The organism is Aquimarina sp. 2-A2, assembly GCF_045505135.1.
GTDB classification, from domain to species: Bacteria; Bacteroidota; Bacteroidia; order Flavobacteriales; family Flavobacteriaceae; genus Aquimarina; species Aquimarina intermedia.
Genome location: NZ_JBJKFI010000001.1, coordinates 897,646 through 916,819, shown reverse-complemented (window position 1 = coordinate 916,819; position 19,174 = coordinate 897,646). Strand labels below are relative to the sequence as shown.

Sequence of the window (19,174 nt, the reverse complement as noted above, 5' to 3'; positions counted from 1 at the left end):
AGCCCTCGATGAGGGTTCATTTATACTACGATTCCTATTAAGTATGTGAAGATGCCGACTACTGCACCAGCAATCAAAACAAATACAAGTACTCTAGTAATTCCTTTTTTTAGGTCTGCATTTTCCCCAAAGAAATGCCCTGCGTTAAAAAGGAAACCAACTAGAAAGATGACACCAAGTAAAATAGGAAAGATGGTACGTATAGTATCGCCCACATCGTTAACGGAATCTTCAATTCCACCAATTTGAGCAAAAAGTGATGTTGAGAGCAACGATAAAAAGGTTGCTAAGTAGATTGATTTTTTCATAATAAAACTGTTTAGATTTTTTGTTCATTTCCCTTTCTTAAATTTACATATATTTGTAATTAAATAACTGATAATCAAATATTTGTGAATAAAATATTATTTAAAATCAATTGAATTTATTTGCTATTATTTGACATTAAATTCTATGGATTTTTGAAGGAAAGTTGTTGGTAACCTGAAAATTGAAAATGAAAAAAGCGCTCAAAAACGTCAGTTTTGTCTTTTTGCTTCTAAAAATGTGTATCGTTTTTGGACAAGAAACGAGTACCCAAAAACGAATTGTAATTGATGTTGGACACGGTGGAAAAGATTCTGGTGCAATAGGTATAAATGGCATCCAAGAAAAGGATATTGCGCTCAATATTGCAAATGCCATTTTGAAGCTAAATAATGAATCGGATACTCCTTTGGATATCTACTTAACCAGGTACAACGATACGCTTATTTCATTATCGAATAGAACGAAATTAGCCAGAGCCCTTAAAGCTGATTTGTTTGTGTCCTTACATTCTAATCATTCGGATAATCCAAATACAAGAGGGATTGAGATATATGTTGCCCCATCGAAATCTGAATATTCAGAGCAATCTGTTTGGTTTGCCTATCAATTGCAAAACCAAATAAAGAAGCAATTAGGTTTTGAAAGTAGGGGTGTGAAATTTGCCAATTTTCAAGTATTAAGGGATACAATTGAGTACTGCAGTTCTATTCTTTTTGAAATAGGGTTTTTGAGCAATTTAGATGAGAAAAGCTATTTTACTAATGATACTAATGTAACTATGCTAGCACATACTTTACTCATTTTTTTAATACATGCAGACTTATGAAAAATATGTACACAGAAATTTTTAGCAATTTGAAAAACACAATAGTATTGTTTTTAAAAGAGTTAGTTCTAATTATAAAATCTTTGATGAAAAATAATAGGTAGTATATTCCAATGTGGAATATTTAAATGTATACGTATTAATTAAAAAGAATTCTAAACTCAATAATCGAGAGATATATTTTTAACTTTGCATTTGTTATTTAAAGACAGTGAACGAAGAACCAATATATTTTGATTTTGCATCAACAACACCTGTAAACGAGGAAGTTTACAAGGCAATGTCGCCGTACTTTCTTAATTACTATGGGAATGCCTCTAGTAGTACTCATAAACAGGGGGAAATAGCTTCTAAAGCGATTGAAGAAGCCAGAAATCAAGTTTCAAGACTTGTGAATTGTAAAGAGAATGAGGTCTTCTTTACTAGTGGTTCAACGGAATCCATCAAGTTGGCCATGAGTCAAGTTTTCTACAATAGTTTAGATACAGGCACCCATATTATTACATCAACGGCAGAACACAAGGCTGTTTTGGATACGTGTAAGGATTTAGAAAAAATCGGTGCTCAGGTAACCTATCTTGATGTTGATGAGAATGGAAAAATAGATGTAGATTTACTAGAAAATAGTATTGGAAGTGATACAATACTTGTAGCCTTAATGCACGTGAACAATGAAACCGGTGTTATTGCAGACATTCGGGATATTGGTGCTATATGCAAGAAGAAAAATGTTCTTTTTTTTACAGATGCGACACAATCTTATGGAAAACTTCCGCTCAACTTCCAAGAGGAAAATATAGACTTATTATGTTTCAATGCCCATAAAATTTATGGACCTAAAGGTATCGGTGGCTTATTAGTCAATACAACTGCTAAAACTAAATCAGGCGTAATAGTTAAGGGACTTATTGAATCCGTAAATTTAGGAACTCAAAATGTTCCTGGAATTGTAGGGTTAGGGAAATCAAGTGAACTGGCAAAGTCCGAATTGCATGTAAACTACGATAAGATTCAAAAATTAAATAGGTATTTGACCCAAGAATTATACCAACTTGAACTTGGAACCGTCAATGGATTTTCAGCGAGCAGAAGTCCTTATATTCTTAATATACAACTGGCAAATCAAGATGCAGAGTCATTTATTTTAAAGCACAAAAACACAGTTTCGGTATCAATGGGTTCTGCATGTAATTCTAGATTAATGCAACAATCCCACGTGCTTAAAAGTATGGGACTGAGTAAAGAAATAGCCGATAGAAGCATTCGCATTAGTTTTGGTGCTACTACAACTCAAGCTCAGTTGGACACATTGATATATACAATTAAAAACGGGAATAATTAGTCTCAAAGGAATTCACAATAGAAGCTGCTAATTTCTTGATTTTTGAATTTCCTGTTCTTGGACTAAGTCTTACCCACGAGATAACATCAAAAGTGGGATTGAGCTTACCGCGTAACAATATCAGTTCTTTTTGTACAAGATATTCTACAGCCTCTCTATATGATTTTTCTACTGAGGTAAATTCCCTTGTTTTTGGCAGAGGAAAGGATAAGAGTAAAATATCGTCAACATCATTGACTTCATAACCTCGGGTTTCAATAAACCGTTTTCGTAAGGTTCCCTTTCTGTTAAAATGGGCACCTGCCCTTCCAATTGTGCCGGTATAACTATTGGTCATTCCTACATAAACAATTTTGTGTTTTTTGGAAAGCCAGATGTAGATATAAGCTTGGTCTGCACCATTAAATGCCCCCATAATACTAGTCTCAAGCATACTTTTCGTCACTGTAATTTGGTGGCAAATCGTTCTCTAGTTTTCGGCACATATTGGCAAGAAATTCTGATACTATTCTTCTGGATTCGCGTAAAATAACTTTTAGGTCGTCGTATTCATATTTTTCAATATTCTTGTAGGCGTATAATTCGGAATCGGCAAATTGAAGCATCATTAAATCGAAGAGAATCTGTAAATCTCTATTTTCGGCGTTATCTTCATAGATTAATCTTGCAAATCGGTGAATTTTATTAATCCTTACACAATTACCTAAATCGGTATCATAGTAAGGTTCCCACAAAAGGTTGTCTTCAACAGATGATACCCTGAATATCTTCGTGAGGTTAGGATTCTTTTCACCTTTAACGGCCTCTTCTTTTTCATCATCGGTATAGTCATCATCTACATCATCCACTTCTTCACCCTTATCCTCTTTCATCATTTTAATTATCCACTTGATTTTTGAGGTCATATCGTCCGTGATGGCTTTTAATCGCTCTAAAGCTATTTCCTCATCGGGTAGGTCATCACCTGGCAGAATTTCTATCTGTTCAAATTCTTCTAAGAGTTTATTTGCGATTTCATTAGGTGCTTTATTTATAATGTCACGACTTATCTTACCTGCGTTTTTCCAAGCTGCCTTACTTTTACTTTTAGCTTCCTTGGCAAAATCACTAATATTTCTAAAGGCTTCTTCAGAGAGAGTTAGCGAGGATTTTTTTACATCAATATTGAAGAAATCGTCTGCCTCGTCATTGATAAGTATTCTTCCCCTAAAGGCATAAAAATCTTGGTCGTATGGGATAATACCTTGTAGGTTTGAAGCCCAAGATATCAGTCTTTTATTTCTATACACATAAAAACCATAGTTGCCTGCTTCAATTAAATATCTTTCGCGCACTTCCTTGTCTCTCGACTCACCTATATTTTTAATTCTATAAATAGGTGGATAAGGAAGTTGCGTTATCTCAATAGTGACATTTATTTGTAGTTCATCATCAAGGGTAAGCTCTTTTGGTTTTTCTATCCATTGCACTTCGGTTCCGTCCCATTCATTTTCATTCAAGTTTCCATTTTCGTTGGCTTCAGCTACAAACAACGGGTCAATGGCATCTATTTTTTTGTCACCAATCGTAATATTGATTCCGCTTTCTGATAGGAAATAGAAATAGATGACACCAACTTTTGTTTTAAGTTCCTTAATAGTATTTCTAACACTTGGATGGTTGTTTAATCGAATAGCAGAAATAATAATGATGGTACCTTTGCCTTCTTTTAGATAGGTATCAATTAGTTCAGATTCATTCTCGTCAATTTCAGTCTTTTCTGCAAAGTATTCTTTTGCGTCCATTACTTTTGGAAGAGAGACTTCATACTTATTAAATCCACTACCATTCGAAGAAATAACTTTGAGTACATCACCCTGAGAAAATGAAGCTGATTTTAAACCCAAGCCAAATTTTGATAGGGACTTATCGTCATAATGGTCATCTGTTGAGCCAAGTTTTAATGCCTCTTCGATTGCATTTGCGTCCATACCATCGCCATCGTCTATGATGATATATTCCTTGACATTGTTCCTCTTACTATCAGAAAAGTCTTCACGTTCTTTTTTGATTAATAAGTGTATGTTGTTTGCATTTGCTCTTACAGAGTTATCTATAATATCACAAATGGCGGCGGAAGTTGTGTAGCCAATTCTGCTCAATCCAAAAAGAAGCCTACCGGCATCTATGGATAAATCGATTTTATCACTCATATATTTATATTTTAAATGAAGCAGCTAGCACAACCAAGACCTTCCGCTTCAATAATTTCATCTTTCCAACTGTTGGTGGTTCTTTTGCTAAGCTGCCTTTTCATTCTCGTAAAATGTTCTTTTTTAATGGCTTTAACTCGTTCTGGTTTAGACAGCTCTTCTAAGGTCTCGCTATCCATCCAATTGTAACCGTCTTTTTCATATACCATAGCTTTTTTAAATAAGGTTGGATGATTTTCCAAGAGCCAAACCCATTCTATTTTTTGCTGGTAAAAACAAAAGAAACAACCGGACCTGCTTCGAGAATAGGTACCAGTTTCTATTTTACCATCAATTTCTACTTGGTATGATTTTTTTATATAGTACGCTGGTATGCCAACACCACTCTCATCTAGGATTTTAAAGATGTCGTCCAAGACCAAAACTTCATCATTATCTATTAAAGGGAATTCTTCTAAAAGGCCTACAGGATAATCGGTGTTTTCTTTTAAATACTCAAATACCACCCGATTAAATAATTTTACATCACTATTTAAAAGGAATTCTAATTTTTGCCCTTGCCTAAAGTTCGGTGAAATAGGCTGATTGACCCTATTGAGAATATCTTCTTTTAAATGGTCTGGACTTAGACTGTTATAAAGTTTTGCAATCTTTGGAATATTATTATTAGCCAACACTTCTTTTATAACGTCTTCGCTCCAAATATTTTTTCTAAACGGAAAAATAGATTGCACGTTGGTTTTTTTGGATATATAGCCCTCTCTGTTTTCATCTCCTCGTATTCCTACGTATGATATTGTAGGCTCATCACCAATGTATTTCTCAAAGGGTTCTAACTTTAGTTTTTTGGTGCACCATCTTGCAGTTGAAGAGGGAAGATAACCACCATATTCAGCTAGAAAATGGTCAAATGTGGTTTTGTACGGGGTTTCTTTTTCTGGTTCGACAGCAAAAATTGTTTTAATGTCTTTACCTAACCTGCTGTTTAAGGCTTCTATAAGTTCATAGGTTTCTTTTAATTCTTTTCCTGTGTCGCAAGAATAATAGTCTACATCCAAAGTGGGATATAGATTTTTAAGATAAAGTGCTAGTGCTGCGCTATCTTTTCCTCCTGAAATTCCAAGTACGTGTTTAACCTTCATCGTGCAAAGTTTTTAAATATCTAATTATAGCAGCTGCACTCAATTTGTCATTTTTGGATAGTACCTTGGCTAAATCTTTCTGTAATTCTGAAACTTTCTTTTCTTCAGAAGCACTCAGAACGATATTTTGTTTTATGGTTCTACCTGAGATATCTGTTAATTGAAATTGTACTATTTCATTATTTACAGTATCATTTGCCAAAGAATGTAACTCCAATAGATTATCTAAATTTGAGAATACCTTTCTTGTATTGTCCATCAAAAGGGCTTCGTCCTCATCAGTCATTTTCTCGATAGACTTTCCAAGAATCACATCAGCAATGGATTTTAGCCAAGAATCACGTTCGTCTAGTTTGGACATTATGCGGTTAAGAAAAACTTTTTCTTTTTGAATCAATAAGTGTGGTTTCAACGACTTGTAACGTGCTTGAATTTTACTTTTGTAATCTGTAAAATCATTAATTTTCAGATTTAGAGCGTCGCATATATTTTCTTCATACCTGTTTAACAAGCCTTCGTAGGCAACTCTAATTTCACTGATAGCCCCATTTAAGCGTTCAATGAAGTCATTTAGGATTTCACTATCATTTTCTTCGAGGTTAATGTTTTTATATCCTAATCCTTTAGGTATTTCTGATAGTAGCGCATTTTCTGGGTCCTTTGCAGATGCAATAGCATCCCTCAAGCCTTTAGACGATGGACTTAATCGATTGGTTTTTTTAACGTAATCTGGTAGGGCATTATAAAACGCTATGAAACTACTGAAAATAGAAATCAGCGAACTTTCGGGTTTGTTACTAGATGTATTAACACCTGTAATCTCTTTGTATTTATTGAAAAGGTTTAGTCTTACGCCTTCAATCTTATATGATTTTAATTCATAATCGGAAGGTTTCTTATGCACAAGGTCAAGAACTTCACTGGTTAGGTAAGGGACATAACCAGAAGCTTTGTGAAATAGTGCATAGTCTTGATTTTTTACAATAAGGAATATAGGAATCCAAAAATCTATGAACCCCTTCTTAAGTTTAAATGGTGGTTTAGATAGCGATTCGTATAATTCAGACAAGTTCTTTTTAATATGTTTTGAATCCTCTAAGAAATTATTACAATGTTTCCATAGCGGTTTAAAACTAGAATTCGTAGGCTCAGTGAGAATATATCCGTTGTTTTGAGCCTGGTGTATTCCTGTCTCTTTTAAAAGCCCCAGATAAATGGATTTTTGAGGTGGAAACTTGTGGTCATCATAATTTAAGTTTTCCTCTTCGCTATATTGCAGTAAATCCTTCAAGAGGTTTTTACGTGCGGTTAGAATAGGGGTGCTTAAATGCTCTTTATTGACCATCTCGTTTAAATAACAAGGTGTGTCAGGGTATTCTTTTTTTACTATTAAGGAAAGATTTCTGTTTAAGGTTACCTTTGAATCGATTTTGAGTTTTTTACCATCATAGAACCAATCAGCATTAGATTTTTCATAAATACCATATTCTAAAAGTTTTTGCAGTTTTTCTACTTCGTGGGCTTTCTCTTCCGTTAGTATTTTTTTTACGACATTGTCCTCTGTATACTTTTCCAATACAAAATCCATCTTTTCGATTTCATAGATACAAGACTTTACAAATTCAAAGTCTTTGAGAAGTACATATAGTTGTGCCGGTTGTTGGACATCGGTATTCTTTAAATCCTTTTGTTTTATGTCTTTATTGAGAATTATATGTATGTAGCCGTCTATTCCCCCTTCAGGTTTAATGTTTTCTATGTAATCCGATACATTTACCTTGAAGAACCTTGGTGTACCAATTTCAAAATAAGCTTCCTTGGCAAAATGATATTTTTCCGTAAAATAATATTTGGCTTTTGAAGCAATATTAATGGCAGTATCAATATGAGAACTTGCGTCAATCAATTCCTGTTCTATATCAACATCCGTCCCCTCAATGAAGAAAAACTTATTACGATAATTATAGAACTTAATTATTTTTTGACTTATGAGCTTTTCAATATATTTTTCGGAATCAGGAATGTTTAAGGCATATTTACCATAATTTTCTAGGAAAGTTTTATCCAGCCTACCGAAAGATTTTGCAAATAAGTTTACCAGACCAATGGTCTTGATGATTTTCGCTAAGTGCTCATATCCAATATCGTTTATAGCCTCTGCTTTGTCCAATGCTTTTACAATGGTATTCCATTGAGGCTTGTGTGGGTTTGAATATCTATCTTCTAATTCACTAGTTAAATGAAGTGTTAGATAATCAAATACGTCAGCTACACTAAAAAATGTATGATTGTCTTCATCTATTTTATCAAAGAAAACTTGACTGTTAGCCAAAAAAGAGAACAAAGACCTTTCGTTTTGACCATACTTTTGTAAAGACTGAGCCAAGACATTTGCTGATAAAATATCGAATGGATAAAGTTTATTGGCTAAATCATAATTCAGAGTTTCTGAATTGCTCACCAATTTGCTTTCGTTTATTGTATTGAATAAATTTTGAAAACCAATTTGCTTTGGTTTTTTAATATTCAAACCTTCTATTCTTTCGGATGCTAGATAAAGTAGCTGCTCAATAGGTTCGTCAAATGAGATATCAATTAGTCTACCTTTGACCTTATCCCATTCGTTCTTTTGGTTTTGAGATAGGTCAATGGCGTAAGAACCAAAATTTTGATGCAACGTCGTAATTAAAATAATATTTCTATTGGAATCATTTACCAATTCAGCCAACTGTTGTATGAAATATAATTCGCTATCGGGATTGTGTTTGGCTGCGTATTCAAGAAATTTACCAAACTCATCGATTAAAATCACTAATATTTCATCCTTGTTTTTAAGTGATGTAGCACGCCTACTTATCGTCTCAATAAGATCTGAATTGGTTGTATCTTCCTTAACTTTGAAAGATTTCTTAAGCACTTCTGTTAAGGGTGCAGCTTCCCCAATAATTTTTAAGAATGAAAATTTTTGAACTCCTTTAAACTGGCCATTAAGGTGAGCAAAATAGGGTTTTCTGTTGTTAAGATTTTTTTCGAAAGCCCAAAGAAAACTAGACTTTCCCGTGCCATAAGAGCCAATTATATTAAATGAATGATGTCCCTGTTGAAAACCAGAAACTATTCTCTCAAAAACATTTTTTGCATTGGGTGTAACTACGTAGTTGATGTCGTTTACGGCATCACGCTCAATATTTGTGGATGTTGTAAACTTATACATTATAGTAACGTTCTAATATGTCCCACTTGTTAGGGATATTTTTAATTTGTATTTCTTTTCTACCGGCATCCTTCTTATAAACAACACCTTTAAAAGCTTCCGATATTTCCTGAATTTTGAGTTCTGTACCTTCAGTAGAGCAAGCAAATACATCACCTATATTGTTTTGTATATCATCAAAACTTATAGACGTAATCTCTGGGAATTTGTCTAGGATTAGAAAGTAAAATATTTCTTTGGGTATCTCTGGTCTCTCACTTACTTTCAATTGAAAAACCGAACCTTCCTCGGTATCGGTAACTTTAGTAATAAGATTGAGGTCGATGAAGATGGACGATAAATCGTCTTCCATATCCTTAATATTCTTATCGGCTAGATAGTATGTTTTTATGAATACCTTGATGTCGTTTTTCAATGAGTTTTCAGCTATCGAAGTTTCATTGTTAGTGGCTGCCCTTATCAAATACCTAAGTAGTTGCTGGGTTGTAAATTGTGAATTAACTCTACTTTTCCTGAATTGCTTAAAAACTAAAGGGTAAATAGATGCTAGGTTGGTGTCTAACAATTTATAGTGCAATAACCACAGCGTACCTTCGTACTCTAAAAAAGGGTCATAACCTACATTACTATCAAAGATTTTATTGGCAAATGTAGTGGCTTGGTCTTCTCGGTCATTTATGCCGAAAGCCTTTAACCAGAAATTAATGGACATCACCATATTTTTTCCAACACCTAAAGCTGTTACCGCATCAGGGTTTTTGAAAGACTGTCCTTTGGAAAGATAATCGTATCCCTTCTTCAACCAAAAATGGCGACAGTGAAATGTTTCGTGTCCTGTAAACGTTAGTTTATTCATTTATTTTCGATTCGCCGTTTTTATTTTTTAAATAGTTCAATTTGTCTTTACATTCAACTAAAATACGCTCTGGATTTTCTTCCTCTAAAAGGGTAAACACAACCTTGTCGGTTAAGTATTTTTTTTCCAATTCAGAAACAGCAACATTATAGAATGAGGCGAAGTCTGACAGAAGCTCTCTTTTGGGAAGCCTCTCATTTCTCTCATATTTACCAAGTGTGGACTGGTCTATATCTAGTGCCGCTGCAACTTTTCTTATAGGCAGATTTTGCAATTCTCTTAGTGTTCTGAGATATTCACCCAATGTTTCCATCGTTGTTGAATTTTATTTTAGAGACAAAATTTGTCCTTACAAAAATAGGATTATTTAAGTCATTAACAACTTTTGGGATGGGATATAATGACTTTATTTTTGCGCTATGATATTAGGGTAGGAAATCACTTGGTGTTAATCGCCAATTCCCTGCATCATAGCTTCCATACCACCAAAGTTTAATATAAAGGTTGAGTAGTAGTGGTCAAACAAATCCTTTAGGTATTGGCCTAAATCCACGTGTTCCAATTCATTTTTGCCCTCCACTTTTTGCCTAATCTCATACCCTCTGTTTTTACTGATTGTGTAAAGAAACAAGGTGTGAAAATATACCGAGGTGTAATATTTGCGGTTAGCTAATTCTAATTGTTCTTGGTTGATGTTCTTTTCCTTGGATTTGAAATTTTTCAGTACGGTACTGTCCATATTGATGAAAATGCGATTGAGTAAATCGCCTTCAGCATCTGGAATCATAACAGTAGAATAATCTACATCGAGGCTCGTGGCTTCTTCAACCGCTTCCCAAGTTACGTCCGTATCAGAATTCTCATCTGAGCTCTTGTACATAAAGACTAGTTTTGGCAATCCCAACAAATCATTATCGCTTTCTTTTTTCGGTGATTCGCTTTTTGGCTTGTTGTTGTCGGCAATTTTTACCCAAAATAATTCCTCTATATTGCCATTTGGTGATGAGAGGCTTGCTTTCATTTGAATGCTGTCGCCAATTTTCAATTCGTCTTTAGGGCTAAGGGAAATTTTTATTTTTCCTTTGTTTGGGCTACTTTTTACTACGTTAAAAACTTCATCAATTTCTTTAGGTTCACCAGGTTTATCTCCACCATCAGAATCATTAGGTTTTATGTTGAGTACACTAACCCTTAAATCCCCAGGTTCATCAATTCTATCAAAATAATCATTGGCTACATCTGTAGAAAAACGAATCGATTTTTCATCATTAAGTGGTATTGAAGCAACTTCTTTTTTATCATTACTGTTAGTGTCGATTCGAAAAAATGATGGAAACCTCTTAGGCTCAAAAGGTGTGGGTTCTTTTTCATTTGAAGTTCGATTCTTCCTTCCCTCAGTTTTCTTTTCCTTTTTTATGTCAAGCTTGAATGTTTGATTCAACAATTTTGCCAACTCAGAATCAAGTGGTAGATTTTTCGTAAAGTTTTTGAGTAATTCGCTTGTATTTGAAGACGTATCAATATCTACAGCTTGTTTTCTGCGTTTTTCTATTTCTGCCAACCTTCCATCTTTTGAGCTCAATTTTTTTGCCAGATAACTTCTAAGGAATTGAGTTTCATCGCCGTCCTTGAGCCTGTCCCTAGAGGCCATAAACAATTCTTTTCGAAAATTGTACTTCATATCAGTACAATCCACGTGAATCAATAAATGACTTTTTAACAAATTTAGCTTTAATGAACGCGTAATAAATTCAGAAGTGTAATGACCGTGGGTTTGTCCATTAAGTGAAAACATAACGGACATTGAATTTTTAAAATACCTGTCCTGTATGATTTTCTTGGTTTTCTTGAGGTCATAATCCTTTACCTTGGTTTTGAACACATAGCAGGACACTTTCATCTTACCAAAGACATCATCCGAGAAATTCTCTGAAAAGCTCTCGTCTAAATATTCGGATTCCTCAGCTGCTAAACGCCTCTTTAAACCGAATAAATCATTTTCCAGAACTTTATTATTTGGATAGCGCTCAGCGGTATCGACTGTTAAAATTGGTAATGCGGGTTGAAATAGAAACTCATTAATACTTTGGTTCAAGTCTTGGGCAAACCCGGAATAGCCTTTGGGAAACTGATATGAATAGAGTTTTAATATGGTGCCTGTTTCAAATTGACGATTGTTTAGACCAAGGTCTAGTTTTGTTGTTGTAAAAGATGGGATTTTTTCATCAATGAGTAAGTACTCATACCACGTTTCTTTTGCTTGGTCAGATTCTTTTTTAGGATGCTCACGTACTAGGGTAAATCCAAAATTACCATCATTTGTGTACCTTTTAGAAGCAATAAGTTGGTATCGCTTTTTTCCGCAGAATACAATGGCACCACTTCCACCCATATTGTATTTACCCTGTACAAAATGAATATCGTTCTTATTACCACGAAGTAGCGAGAGAAAGGTGTCCTCAAACTTTTCGGGATGCTGCCCTTCGCCGTTATCATAAACCACTACAGATGTTGGATATTGGCTTTTCTGGTTCCTTGGTCCTTTACCGTCAGCAATAATTTGAATATTCTCGGCTTGTTCTTTGCGAAATGAAGATAAATCCCAATTATTTTCTGGATAAAATTTTTGAATGGCTTCGTCCATTGAATTCGGTGCAGTATCAGATTTTGGGTCAATTCCCGAAAGGATGCAATCTTTGGTTAGTAAAGCATCAATGGCATTAGTGACTTTTTCTATTAACGCGGCAATAGGACTTGATTGTTGATTTTTTACAACACCATAATTACTGAAATTTCCACCCAATGGTTTCCAGTTTGAGTCATCAAATATTGTAGGATGAAGACCGATTATGTTTAATAAATCTTCTTCATCTTTAGCATTATACAATTTAAAAAAGAGTTCTTGATTATCAATTTTTGATGAAGGTCGGGTGAATAGGTCTGCCATAGATTTAAAAGAAATGTTATAGCCTCTAATATAGCAAAATCGAATGCTCACGAAAACAGTTTTCAGTTATTTTTAAAGTAGGCTAATGAGGCACTGGACCCTGTTTTTCCATAAAATTCACTTCCGCTTATCTCTAGCCTTAGTTTCAAAAGCAATGAGATTAAACAATTCTCGCATTCTGCTACGAACACGATTACCATAACGCTCTTCTAGCTCTTCAGCATTTAGGTTTGTAGTGGCGTGTGTTTTAATTTTATGTTTGGTATCTAGATAAAGTTCATAGCGAGAGAGTAGTACTTCACCCATTACATTTAAATCCTTGCCGTAAAACCGACCGGCAGGTTCTACACCTAAATCATCAAAACAGTAGAATTTGGTATTGCCATATTCTTCGACCGTTTTAAAGCCCAAATGGTTAAAGCTGAACGTCACGTTTCTACAGGGAATCATTTCATACGGTCTTTGCATCGGAACAATATATCTAAGTAATTTCATTAAGCTAGTTTTTCCGCAGCCAACGGGTCCGGAAAGTAAGATGCCCTTATCGATGTCAATTCCATAGGTTGTGCAATTGGCTTTATCCTTGATGAAATATGAACAGAGCTTTAGCAGTATATCTCTATCTTCGTCATAAATTCTGAACTTTTTGCCAAAAAGCAGTTTACCTTTAGCGTTTAGGTAAATTAAGATTTTTGGAAAATCGTAGAGCACACTTTTACCATCAAATTTTCCGAGCGAATATTCCACGCCACCTTCGGTAATTTTAGAGGGGTTGTCCATAATCTTTGTTTTTAGTGGTTCGCAAGTTGTCCTTGATTTGGGATGCTTGTTTTTTGTTTGATTCGTTTTTTTCGTCGAACAACTCTGTTCTGTCCATCCAATTTGTGGCTAGAGCTCGCCAATCACGAATTGCTTGCCCATCGCTTGTTTGCCAGTTTCGAGTTTCATAGTGCTCAAAGAACTTTTTACCTTCATCGGCATCAAAACCATTTTCTTCAAAAAAATCAATAACCGCCTGCCTGCCCTTTGGCTGTTTTATATAGTTTTCTTGTTTGGTATTGTTTGTATTAGATACCAGTACTTGTCCATTAGTGGGACGGTGCAGTCCCACAACTGGTTCACGTATGGGATAGTACTGTTCCGCAAGCTGTTCTAATGTGGGATTGTACTGTCCCGTAACAGGTTCATCACTTGTCCCAATAATGGACATCTTGATTTTACTGCCTTTATACGGATTGTTGGAAGGGAAGTAGGATAGATAGTTCCAAGAATCGAGGTCTGTCACACATCTATGATAAGTGGATTTTGAACCAATCTTGGCAACGCGCATTAATTCCCGACGGTTCACATAGAACTCATCTGCAAACCGACTACTGTTCCATTCTTGGAACAGAGCCATATAAAGGCTTATGTGCGTTGGGTTAAGGCGATCATCGAAAAAGAACTTTTCAAAAGCCCCATTAAGTAGCTTTATGTAGTTCATTATTTATGAATTTAGCTTGTGCTGCACACGATTTGATGTCATCACGCCTTGAATTTCCTCGGCATCATAGTAGATAATACCCCCAACTTTTGTGTATGGTAGCGTACCATTTATGCGAAGATTCTGTAATGTTCCTGGACTGACTTGAAGCAAATCCATTACTTCGGAAGATTTTAGATATTTCTTAAGTTTTCCAGTTGCTTGCTTGGAAAGAAGATTTTTAATGTCATCGAGCAATTCCATTTTGAATTCTCGAAGGTCGTCGGTGGTAATAATGTTTGCTGGCATAATAGAACGATTTTAAAGAAAGGGACTATCGTTTCGATTTCAACTAATTTGATAGTCCCTGACCTGATTTGACTTTCGTTCTACAAATTTGGGATGGTTTATTGGATTTTAATCCCAAGTTGCACCCAAGTAGGGTGTTTTTATTTGCTCATTTTCAATGGTTTAAATTAGTTTGATTTAGAGGTCGCTCTTTAATTCATCTATGTCAAATGATGATAACTAAAATTAATTTTATTTTTTCCCAAGTTAAACCCAACTTGGGAAAAAATTTAACATTTAATTAAAATACATATTATCCATCTGCTTCCTCCATTCGCCTCAATAATGTTGCTTTTAGTCTATCGACAAACTTGGTTTGGTCAATTTTCCGTTCTCTAATTTCTAGAAAAGTTCTATATACATTTCCGAGTTTGAGTTCAAAGATGTCTTCACAAGCTGAAGCCATTTCTTTAATGCCAGCTGTACCACTTTTTATTGCCCCAGATGCCTGTAAGGCATAAATCAATTCAATGAGGTCTGTTTTTGATGCTGTCCAACCAAGTCGCTCACCATTTGATAAAGTGTTCAGTTTATTGGGTTTACTGTAGGACAGGTCTCTTAAATAACTTAATTCCCCAACGTAGTGGCTAATTAAAAGGTCATAGGCCATAATTTTTGCAATAGCACTATCGTGGCTTGTAGAAAATTCTGCATCAGTATAAAAGTGTGATGTGTCAGAAACCAAGCTTATTTTGTCGTGTCCGCGTAAAAAATAAAATTCATCCAAAAGTTCAGAATCCTCTCTGTAATATTTGATAAAATCTACATTTCTTCTATTGCTTTCTTGAAGCTTATTTATTTCTGAATCTATAAATTCTTCTTGCGATTTTATTGTTCCTGCAGGCCTGTTTATTAAAAAATTGTAGAGTTTAGCATAAAATTTTAGTCTGCTGTAGATGTAGGGCTTATGCTTTTTAAAGAATATTATTTCACTTTGTTGATCGACAAATTCATTTTTCCTTACGCATATGCGTAACTTCTGTAAATATTCTCTTGAAATAGAAATACCTTTTTCAACATTGTTGAAATCGCCAAGATTAGATTCCTCAACTACTTTTATTTCCTCTTTGTAATTATCTAGTATTATATGAATTAACTTATGCAAAATGTTTTTGGGGCTTTAGACTTGGGTTAATTATCAATAAGTAATATGTATATGATATATCTTTTTATGGGGGATTTTTAAAAAATAACAGACAACCAATAGCAACCAAAACAATGATTCCAGCAATTATGAAAGGATAGTAAAAACCGCCTGTAATCAGCCAAGTTCCTAAAACGGGGCCTAGAATTTGACCAATACTATTTGTCGAACTCTGTATGGAAATGTTCCTGCCAGTATTGTTTTTTGATATTAATGAAACCGCAGAAAGTAAATTTGGCGTTACCATTGCACCTCCAGCAGCAAAAACAATGATTAATGCATAGACCAAAAATTCATTATTAAAAAATGGAAAGGCAATTAAGGATAATCCAGATATTAATAATCCTAAAGCAATTTGTTTCTTTGTGGATAAAAACTTCTCTCCGTAAGTAGCGAACACGGGTTGTAAAACAGCCATTATTGAACCACATAGCATAAAACCTATACCAACTTGATTACTGTTAAATCCTAATTCATCTTTCCCATAGATTGAAAAGACAGTTTCAAATAGCGTCACTACAAATTGGATGACAAACGATAGCACTAGTAACACGATAAAATATTTGGTAAATGTGAACCGCAAGCTCACTTTTTGTGTTCTGAACTTATGTACGCGAGTGGTGTTTTTTAACCATTTCATTACGACCAATAAGACAATCAATCCTAAAAGGGCAGCAAATAAAAAGGGGACTGAAAATCGGTCTAAATGTAGCAGACCAATTGTATATTTTAAATGAAGGTCAGTCTGGGACAAAAAACCACCGATGACAGGGCCGAAAATAACCCCAGAGCTAATAGCAACGCCAGACCAAGCCATTATTTTTGTTCTCCGTTTTTCAGAAGTAATATCGCTTAAATATGCGTTGCTAACTGGAATAACTGAAGACGTGAAAATACCACCAAAGATTCGAGCGATATAGAGCATTGTCAAAGATGTGGCTAGGCCAGTAAGTAATTGCATAATTACAAAACCGATTAGCCCACAAATGATAATAGGTTTACGACCGTACTTGTCTGATAGCTTTCCCCAAACCACCACAAACAGTAATTGAAAAAACGGATAGATGCTCGTGAGCAGTCCAATGTGGAAGTTGATAAGGTCAGTATCAAGATTGTCCTTTAACGCTAATCGTTCGGTATAGTAGGGAAGGGTAGGCAATAATATGCCATAGCCCAACATCACTACAAATAAACTCAACAGGATTAAAAATATCCTGTTGAGCTTTTCTTTTCTCTCCATTTATTTTTTACCTATTTTTCGCTTTAATAGTTGGGCATTAATAGCCACTATAATTGTACTCAAACTCATAAATACAGCTCCAACTGCTGGTCCTAAAACAAAGCCTGAAGAATATAGTACGCCAGCTGCTAGTGGAATGGCAACCACATTATAACCAGTTGCCCATATTAAGTTCTGAATCATTTTATTATAAGTAGCCTTACCAAACAGAATAAGGTTTGCTATGTCTTGTGGATTGCTATTTACCAATATAATATCGGCAGTTTCGGCAGCAACATCAGTACCAGAACCAACAGCGATTCCTACATCAGCTTTGGCAAGTGCGGGCGCATCGTTTACGCCATCTCCCGTCATAGCAACAAACTCTCCTTTATTTTGCAACTCTTCTACAATTTCTACTTTTTGGTGTGGTAACACTTCGGCATAATAACCATCCAAACCAAGTTTATCACTAACGGCTTTAGCTGTTTTTTCGTTATCGCCAGTTGCCATCAAGACTTTGATATTGTTCTTTTTGAATATTTTTATAGCTTCCGCAGATTCTGGTCTTATTTCATCAGCAAGAGCAATGTATCCTGCTAGTTGTCCATCAATTAATACAAATACAACAGTTTCAGCAGCGTCACTATAAGCATCTTCAGGAATAGTGATTTTTTCATCCCTTAAATAACCAGGACTAACCACTTTTACTTGCTTACCTTCTACATTTGCCTCTACACCTTTACCAGTAATCGCATTAAAGCTTTCAGGCTTTGGGATTGTAATATTGTCTTCTTTAACTTTTTTAATAATCCCAACAGCAATCGGATGTTCTGAACTTTGTTCCAATGCACTTGACAGTCTTAAGATTTCTTCGTTTGAATAAGTCGCATTTACAGATTTGATTCGAGTAACGCCAAAGTCCCCTTTGGTCAAAGTCCCTGTTTTGTCAAATAATAAGGCGGATATCTTTCGTGATTCTTCAAATGCAGTTCTATTGCGGATTAATAATCCATTTTGTGCAGATACAGCGGTAGAAATGGCAACTACAAGAGGAATTGCAAGACCGAGTGCGTGTGGGCAAGCGATAACCATAACGGTAACCATTCTTTCTAAAGCATAGACAAAAGGAAAGCCTAAAATCAACCAAACTGCCAACGTACCAAAACCAATAGCCAAAGCTATATAAGTCAACCATTTTGCAGCTCTATCGGAAAGATTTTGCATTTTAGATTTGGTCTTTTGCGCTTCCTCAACCATCGTAATAACCTTGTTGAGATAGCTATCTTTTCCAGTATGTTCAACCTTTACTTTTAAGGTGCTATTGCCATTTACAGAACCACCGATTACTTTATCTTTTTCTTCTTTTTTTACAGGTTTAGATTCCCCTGTTAGCATTGATTCGTTCAAATAACTTGAACCTTCTACTATAATACCGTCAGCTGGCACTTTCTCTCCGGGTTTTACCAATATCACATCATCTTTTAATAAATCTTCAAGTGCGATATCTTCAATAGTATCTCCTTTAACGCGATGCGCTTCCGCAGGCATCATACTTACCAAAAGCTGTAATGCTTTTGATGCACCCAGCACGCTTTTCATCTCAATCCAATGCCCTATGAGCATAATGGCGATAAGAGTCGCTAATTCCCAAAAGAAGTCAACGCCTTGTAAACCGAAAACGGTTGCAGAACTATAGAAGTAAGCGACACTTATTGCCATAGATATAAGTGTCATCATCCCTGGTGCACCATTCTTTACTTCGGAAACAAATCCTTTAAGAAAAGGCCAGCCACCATAGAAATATACAATGGTAGAAAGCGCAAAAAGGACATACGAATTGCCAGGAAGTAAAAATTCATATCCAAAAAACTCTTGAATCATTGGCGAGAAGAACAAAATTGGAATGGTAAGGACTAGCGTTACCCAAAATCGTTTTCTAAAGTCTGCAATCATCATTTTATGATGGTCGTGACCCATTTGTCCGTGACCCGGATTATGGCCCGAATGGTCTCCACCGCCCTTTTTCATTCCTGCCTTGCCGGCAGGCAGGTTGGAATGATCCATTTTGGAATGGTCATCTTTTTCGTGGTTCATTTTAGAATGATCCATTTTCGAATGGTCCATTTCGTTGTGTTTGTGCTGCTCGTGATTTTCCATTATAGTATTGTTT

Annotated in this window: 16 protein-coding genes; 2 read left to right on the top strand and 14 right to left on the bottom strand. The window is 35.2% G+C overall.

Features of this window, described 5'->3' with window-relative positions; genetic code table 11:
* Positions 1 to 20: 20 nt before the first annotated feature.
* Positions 21 to 308 (bottom strand): hypothetical protein, encoded by a 288-nt coding sequence (locus ACJRPK_RS04135; protein ID WP_073243663.1) that lies wholly within the window; start codon positions 306 to 308, stop codon positions 21 to 23.
* A 188-nt stretch (positions 309 to 496) separates the two neighbouring features.
* On the opposite strand from ACJRPK_RS04135, the gene ACJRPK_RS04130 reads away from it, so the two are divergent.
* Positions 497 to 1,135, top strand: coding sequence for an N-acetylmuramoyl-L-alanine amidase (locus ACJRPK_RS04130; RefSeq protein ID WP_407138552.1), 639 nt, complete (start codon positions 497 to 499; stop codon positions 1,133 to 1,135).
* Positions 1,136 to 1,346: 211 nt separating this feature from the next.
* Positions 1,347 to 2,477: a cysteine desulfurase family protein gene (locus tag ACJRPK_RS04125; RefSeq protein ID WP_407138551.1), complete on the top strand. Its 1,131-nt coding sequence runs from the start codon at positions 1,347 to 1,349 to the stop codon at positions 2,475 to 2,477.
* Here ACJRPK_RS04125 and ACJRPK_RS04120 read toward each other — a convergent pair.
* From ACJRPK_RS04120 to ACJRPK_RS04060, 13 genes are all read right to left on the bottom strand, one after another.
* Positions 2,458 to 2,910: a hypothetical protein gene (locus tag ACJRPK_RS04120; RefSeq protein WP_407138550.1), complete on the bottom strand. Its 453-nt coding sequence runs from the start codon at positions 2,908 to 2,910 to the stop codon at positions 2,458 to 2,460. The genes ACJRPK_RS04125 and ACJRPK_RS04120 overlap by 20 nt on opposite strands.
* Positions 2,903 to 4,669, bottom strand: coding sequence for an ATP-binding protein (locus ACJRPK_RS04115; protein WP_299217774.1), 1,767 nt, complete (start codon positions 4,667 to 4,669; stop codon positions 2,903 to 2,905). The genes ACJRPK_RS04120 and ACJRPK_RS04115 overlap by 8 nt, the downstream gene beginning before the upstream one ends.
* Before the next feature lie 11 nt (positions 4,670 to 4,680).
* Complete coding sequence (locus ACJRPK_RS04110) at positions 4,681 to 5,811, bottom strand: phosphoadenosine phosphosulfate reductase family protein (protein ID WP_407138549.1); 1,131 nt, start codon at positions 5,809 to 5,811, stop codon at positions 4,681 to 4,683.
* Complete coding sequence (locus tag ACJRPK_RS04105; RefSeq protein WP_407138548.1) at positions 5,801 to 9,025, bottom strand: hypothetical protein; 3,225 nt, start codon at positions 9,023 to 9,025, stop codon at positions 5,801 to 5,803. The genes ACJRPK_RS04110 and ACJRPK_RS04105 overlap by 11 nt, the downstream gene beginning before the upstream one ends.
* Positions 9,018 to 9,881: a DUF4007 family protein gene (locus tag ACJRPK_RS04100; protein ID WP_407138547.1), complete on the bottom strand. Its 864-nt coding sequence runs from the start codon at positions 9,879 to 9,881 to the stop codon at positions 9,018 to 9,020. Before ACJRPK_RS04100 ends, ACJRPK_RS04105 begins: the two co-directional genes overlap by 8 nt.
* A complete protein-coding gene (locus tag ACJRPK_RS04095; RefSeq protein ID WP_034260614.1) occupies positions 9,874 to 10,194 on the bottom strand; it encodes a helix-turn-helix domain-containing protein in 321 nt (106 codons plus the stop codon). Before ACJRPK_RS04095 ends, ACJRPK_RS04100 begins: the two co-directional genes overlap by 8 nt.
* A gap of 135 nt (positions 10,195 to 10,329) precedes the next feature.
* The gene (locus ACJRPK_RS04090; RefSeq protein ID WP_407138546.1) at positions 10,330 to 12,828 is read right to left on the bottom strand and encodes a hypothetical protein; all 2,499 of its coding nucleotides are present in this window, start codon (positions 12,826 to 12,828) and stop codon (positions 10,330 to 10,332) included.
* Positions 12,829 to 12,945: 117 nt separating this feature from the next.
* Positions 12,946 to 13,608, bottom strand: a complete 663-nt coding sequence (locus ACJRPK_RS04085; RefSeq protein WP_407138545.1) for an ATPase — start codon at positions 13,606 to 13,608, stop codon at positions 12,946 to 12,948.
* Positions 13,592 to 14,311 (bottom strand): hypothetical protein, encoded by a 720-nt coding sequence (locus ACJRPK_RS04080; protein WP_407138544.1) that lies wholly within the window; start codon positions 14,309 to 14,311, stop codon positions 13,592 to 13,594. The genes ACJRPK_RS04085 and ACJRPK_RS04080 overlap by 17 nt, the downstream gene beginning before the upstream one ends.
* Positions 14,312 to 14,314: 3 nt before the next feature.
* Positions 14,315 to 14,599: a helix-turn-helix domain-containing protein gene (locus tag ACJRPK_RS04075; RefSeq protein WP_407138543.1), complete on the bottom strand. Its 285-nt coding sequence runs from the start codon at positions 14,597 to 14,599 to the stop codon at positions 14,315 to 14,317.
* 292 nt (positions 14,600 to 14,891) lie between these two features.
* Complete coding sequence (locus tag ACJRPK_RS04070; protein ID WP_407138542.1) at positions 14,892 to 15,743, bottom strand: RteC domain-containing protein; 852 nt, start codon at positions 15,741 to 15,743, stop codon at positions 14,892 to 14,894.
* A 64-nt stretch (positions 15,744 to 15,807) separates the two neighbouring features.
* Positions 15,808 to 17,022: an MFS transporter gene (locus ACJRPK_RS04065; protein WP_407138541.1), complete on the bottom strand. Its 1,215-nt coding sequence runs from the start codon at positions 17,020 to 17,022 to the stop codon at positions 15,808 to 15,810.
* Entirely contained in the window at positions 17,023 to 19,161 is a 2,139-nt protein-coding gene (locus ACJRPK_RS04060) for a copper-translocating P-type ATPase (protein ID WP_407138540.1), read from the bottom strand. It abuts the gene before it with no gap.
* Positions 19,162 to 19,174 lie beyond the last annotated feature (13 nt).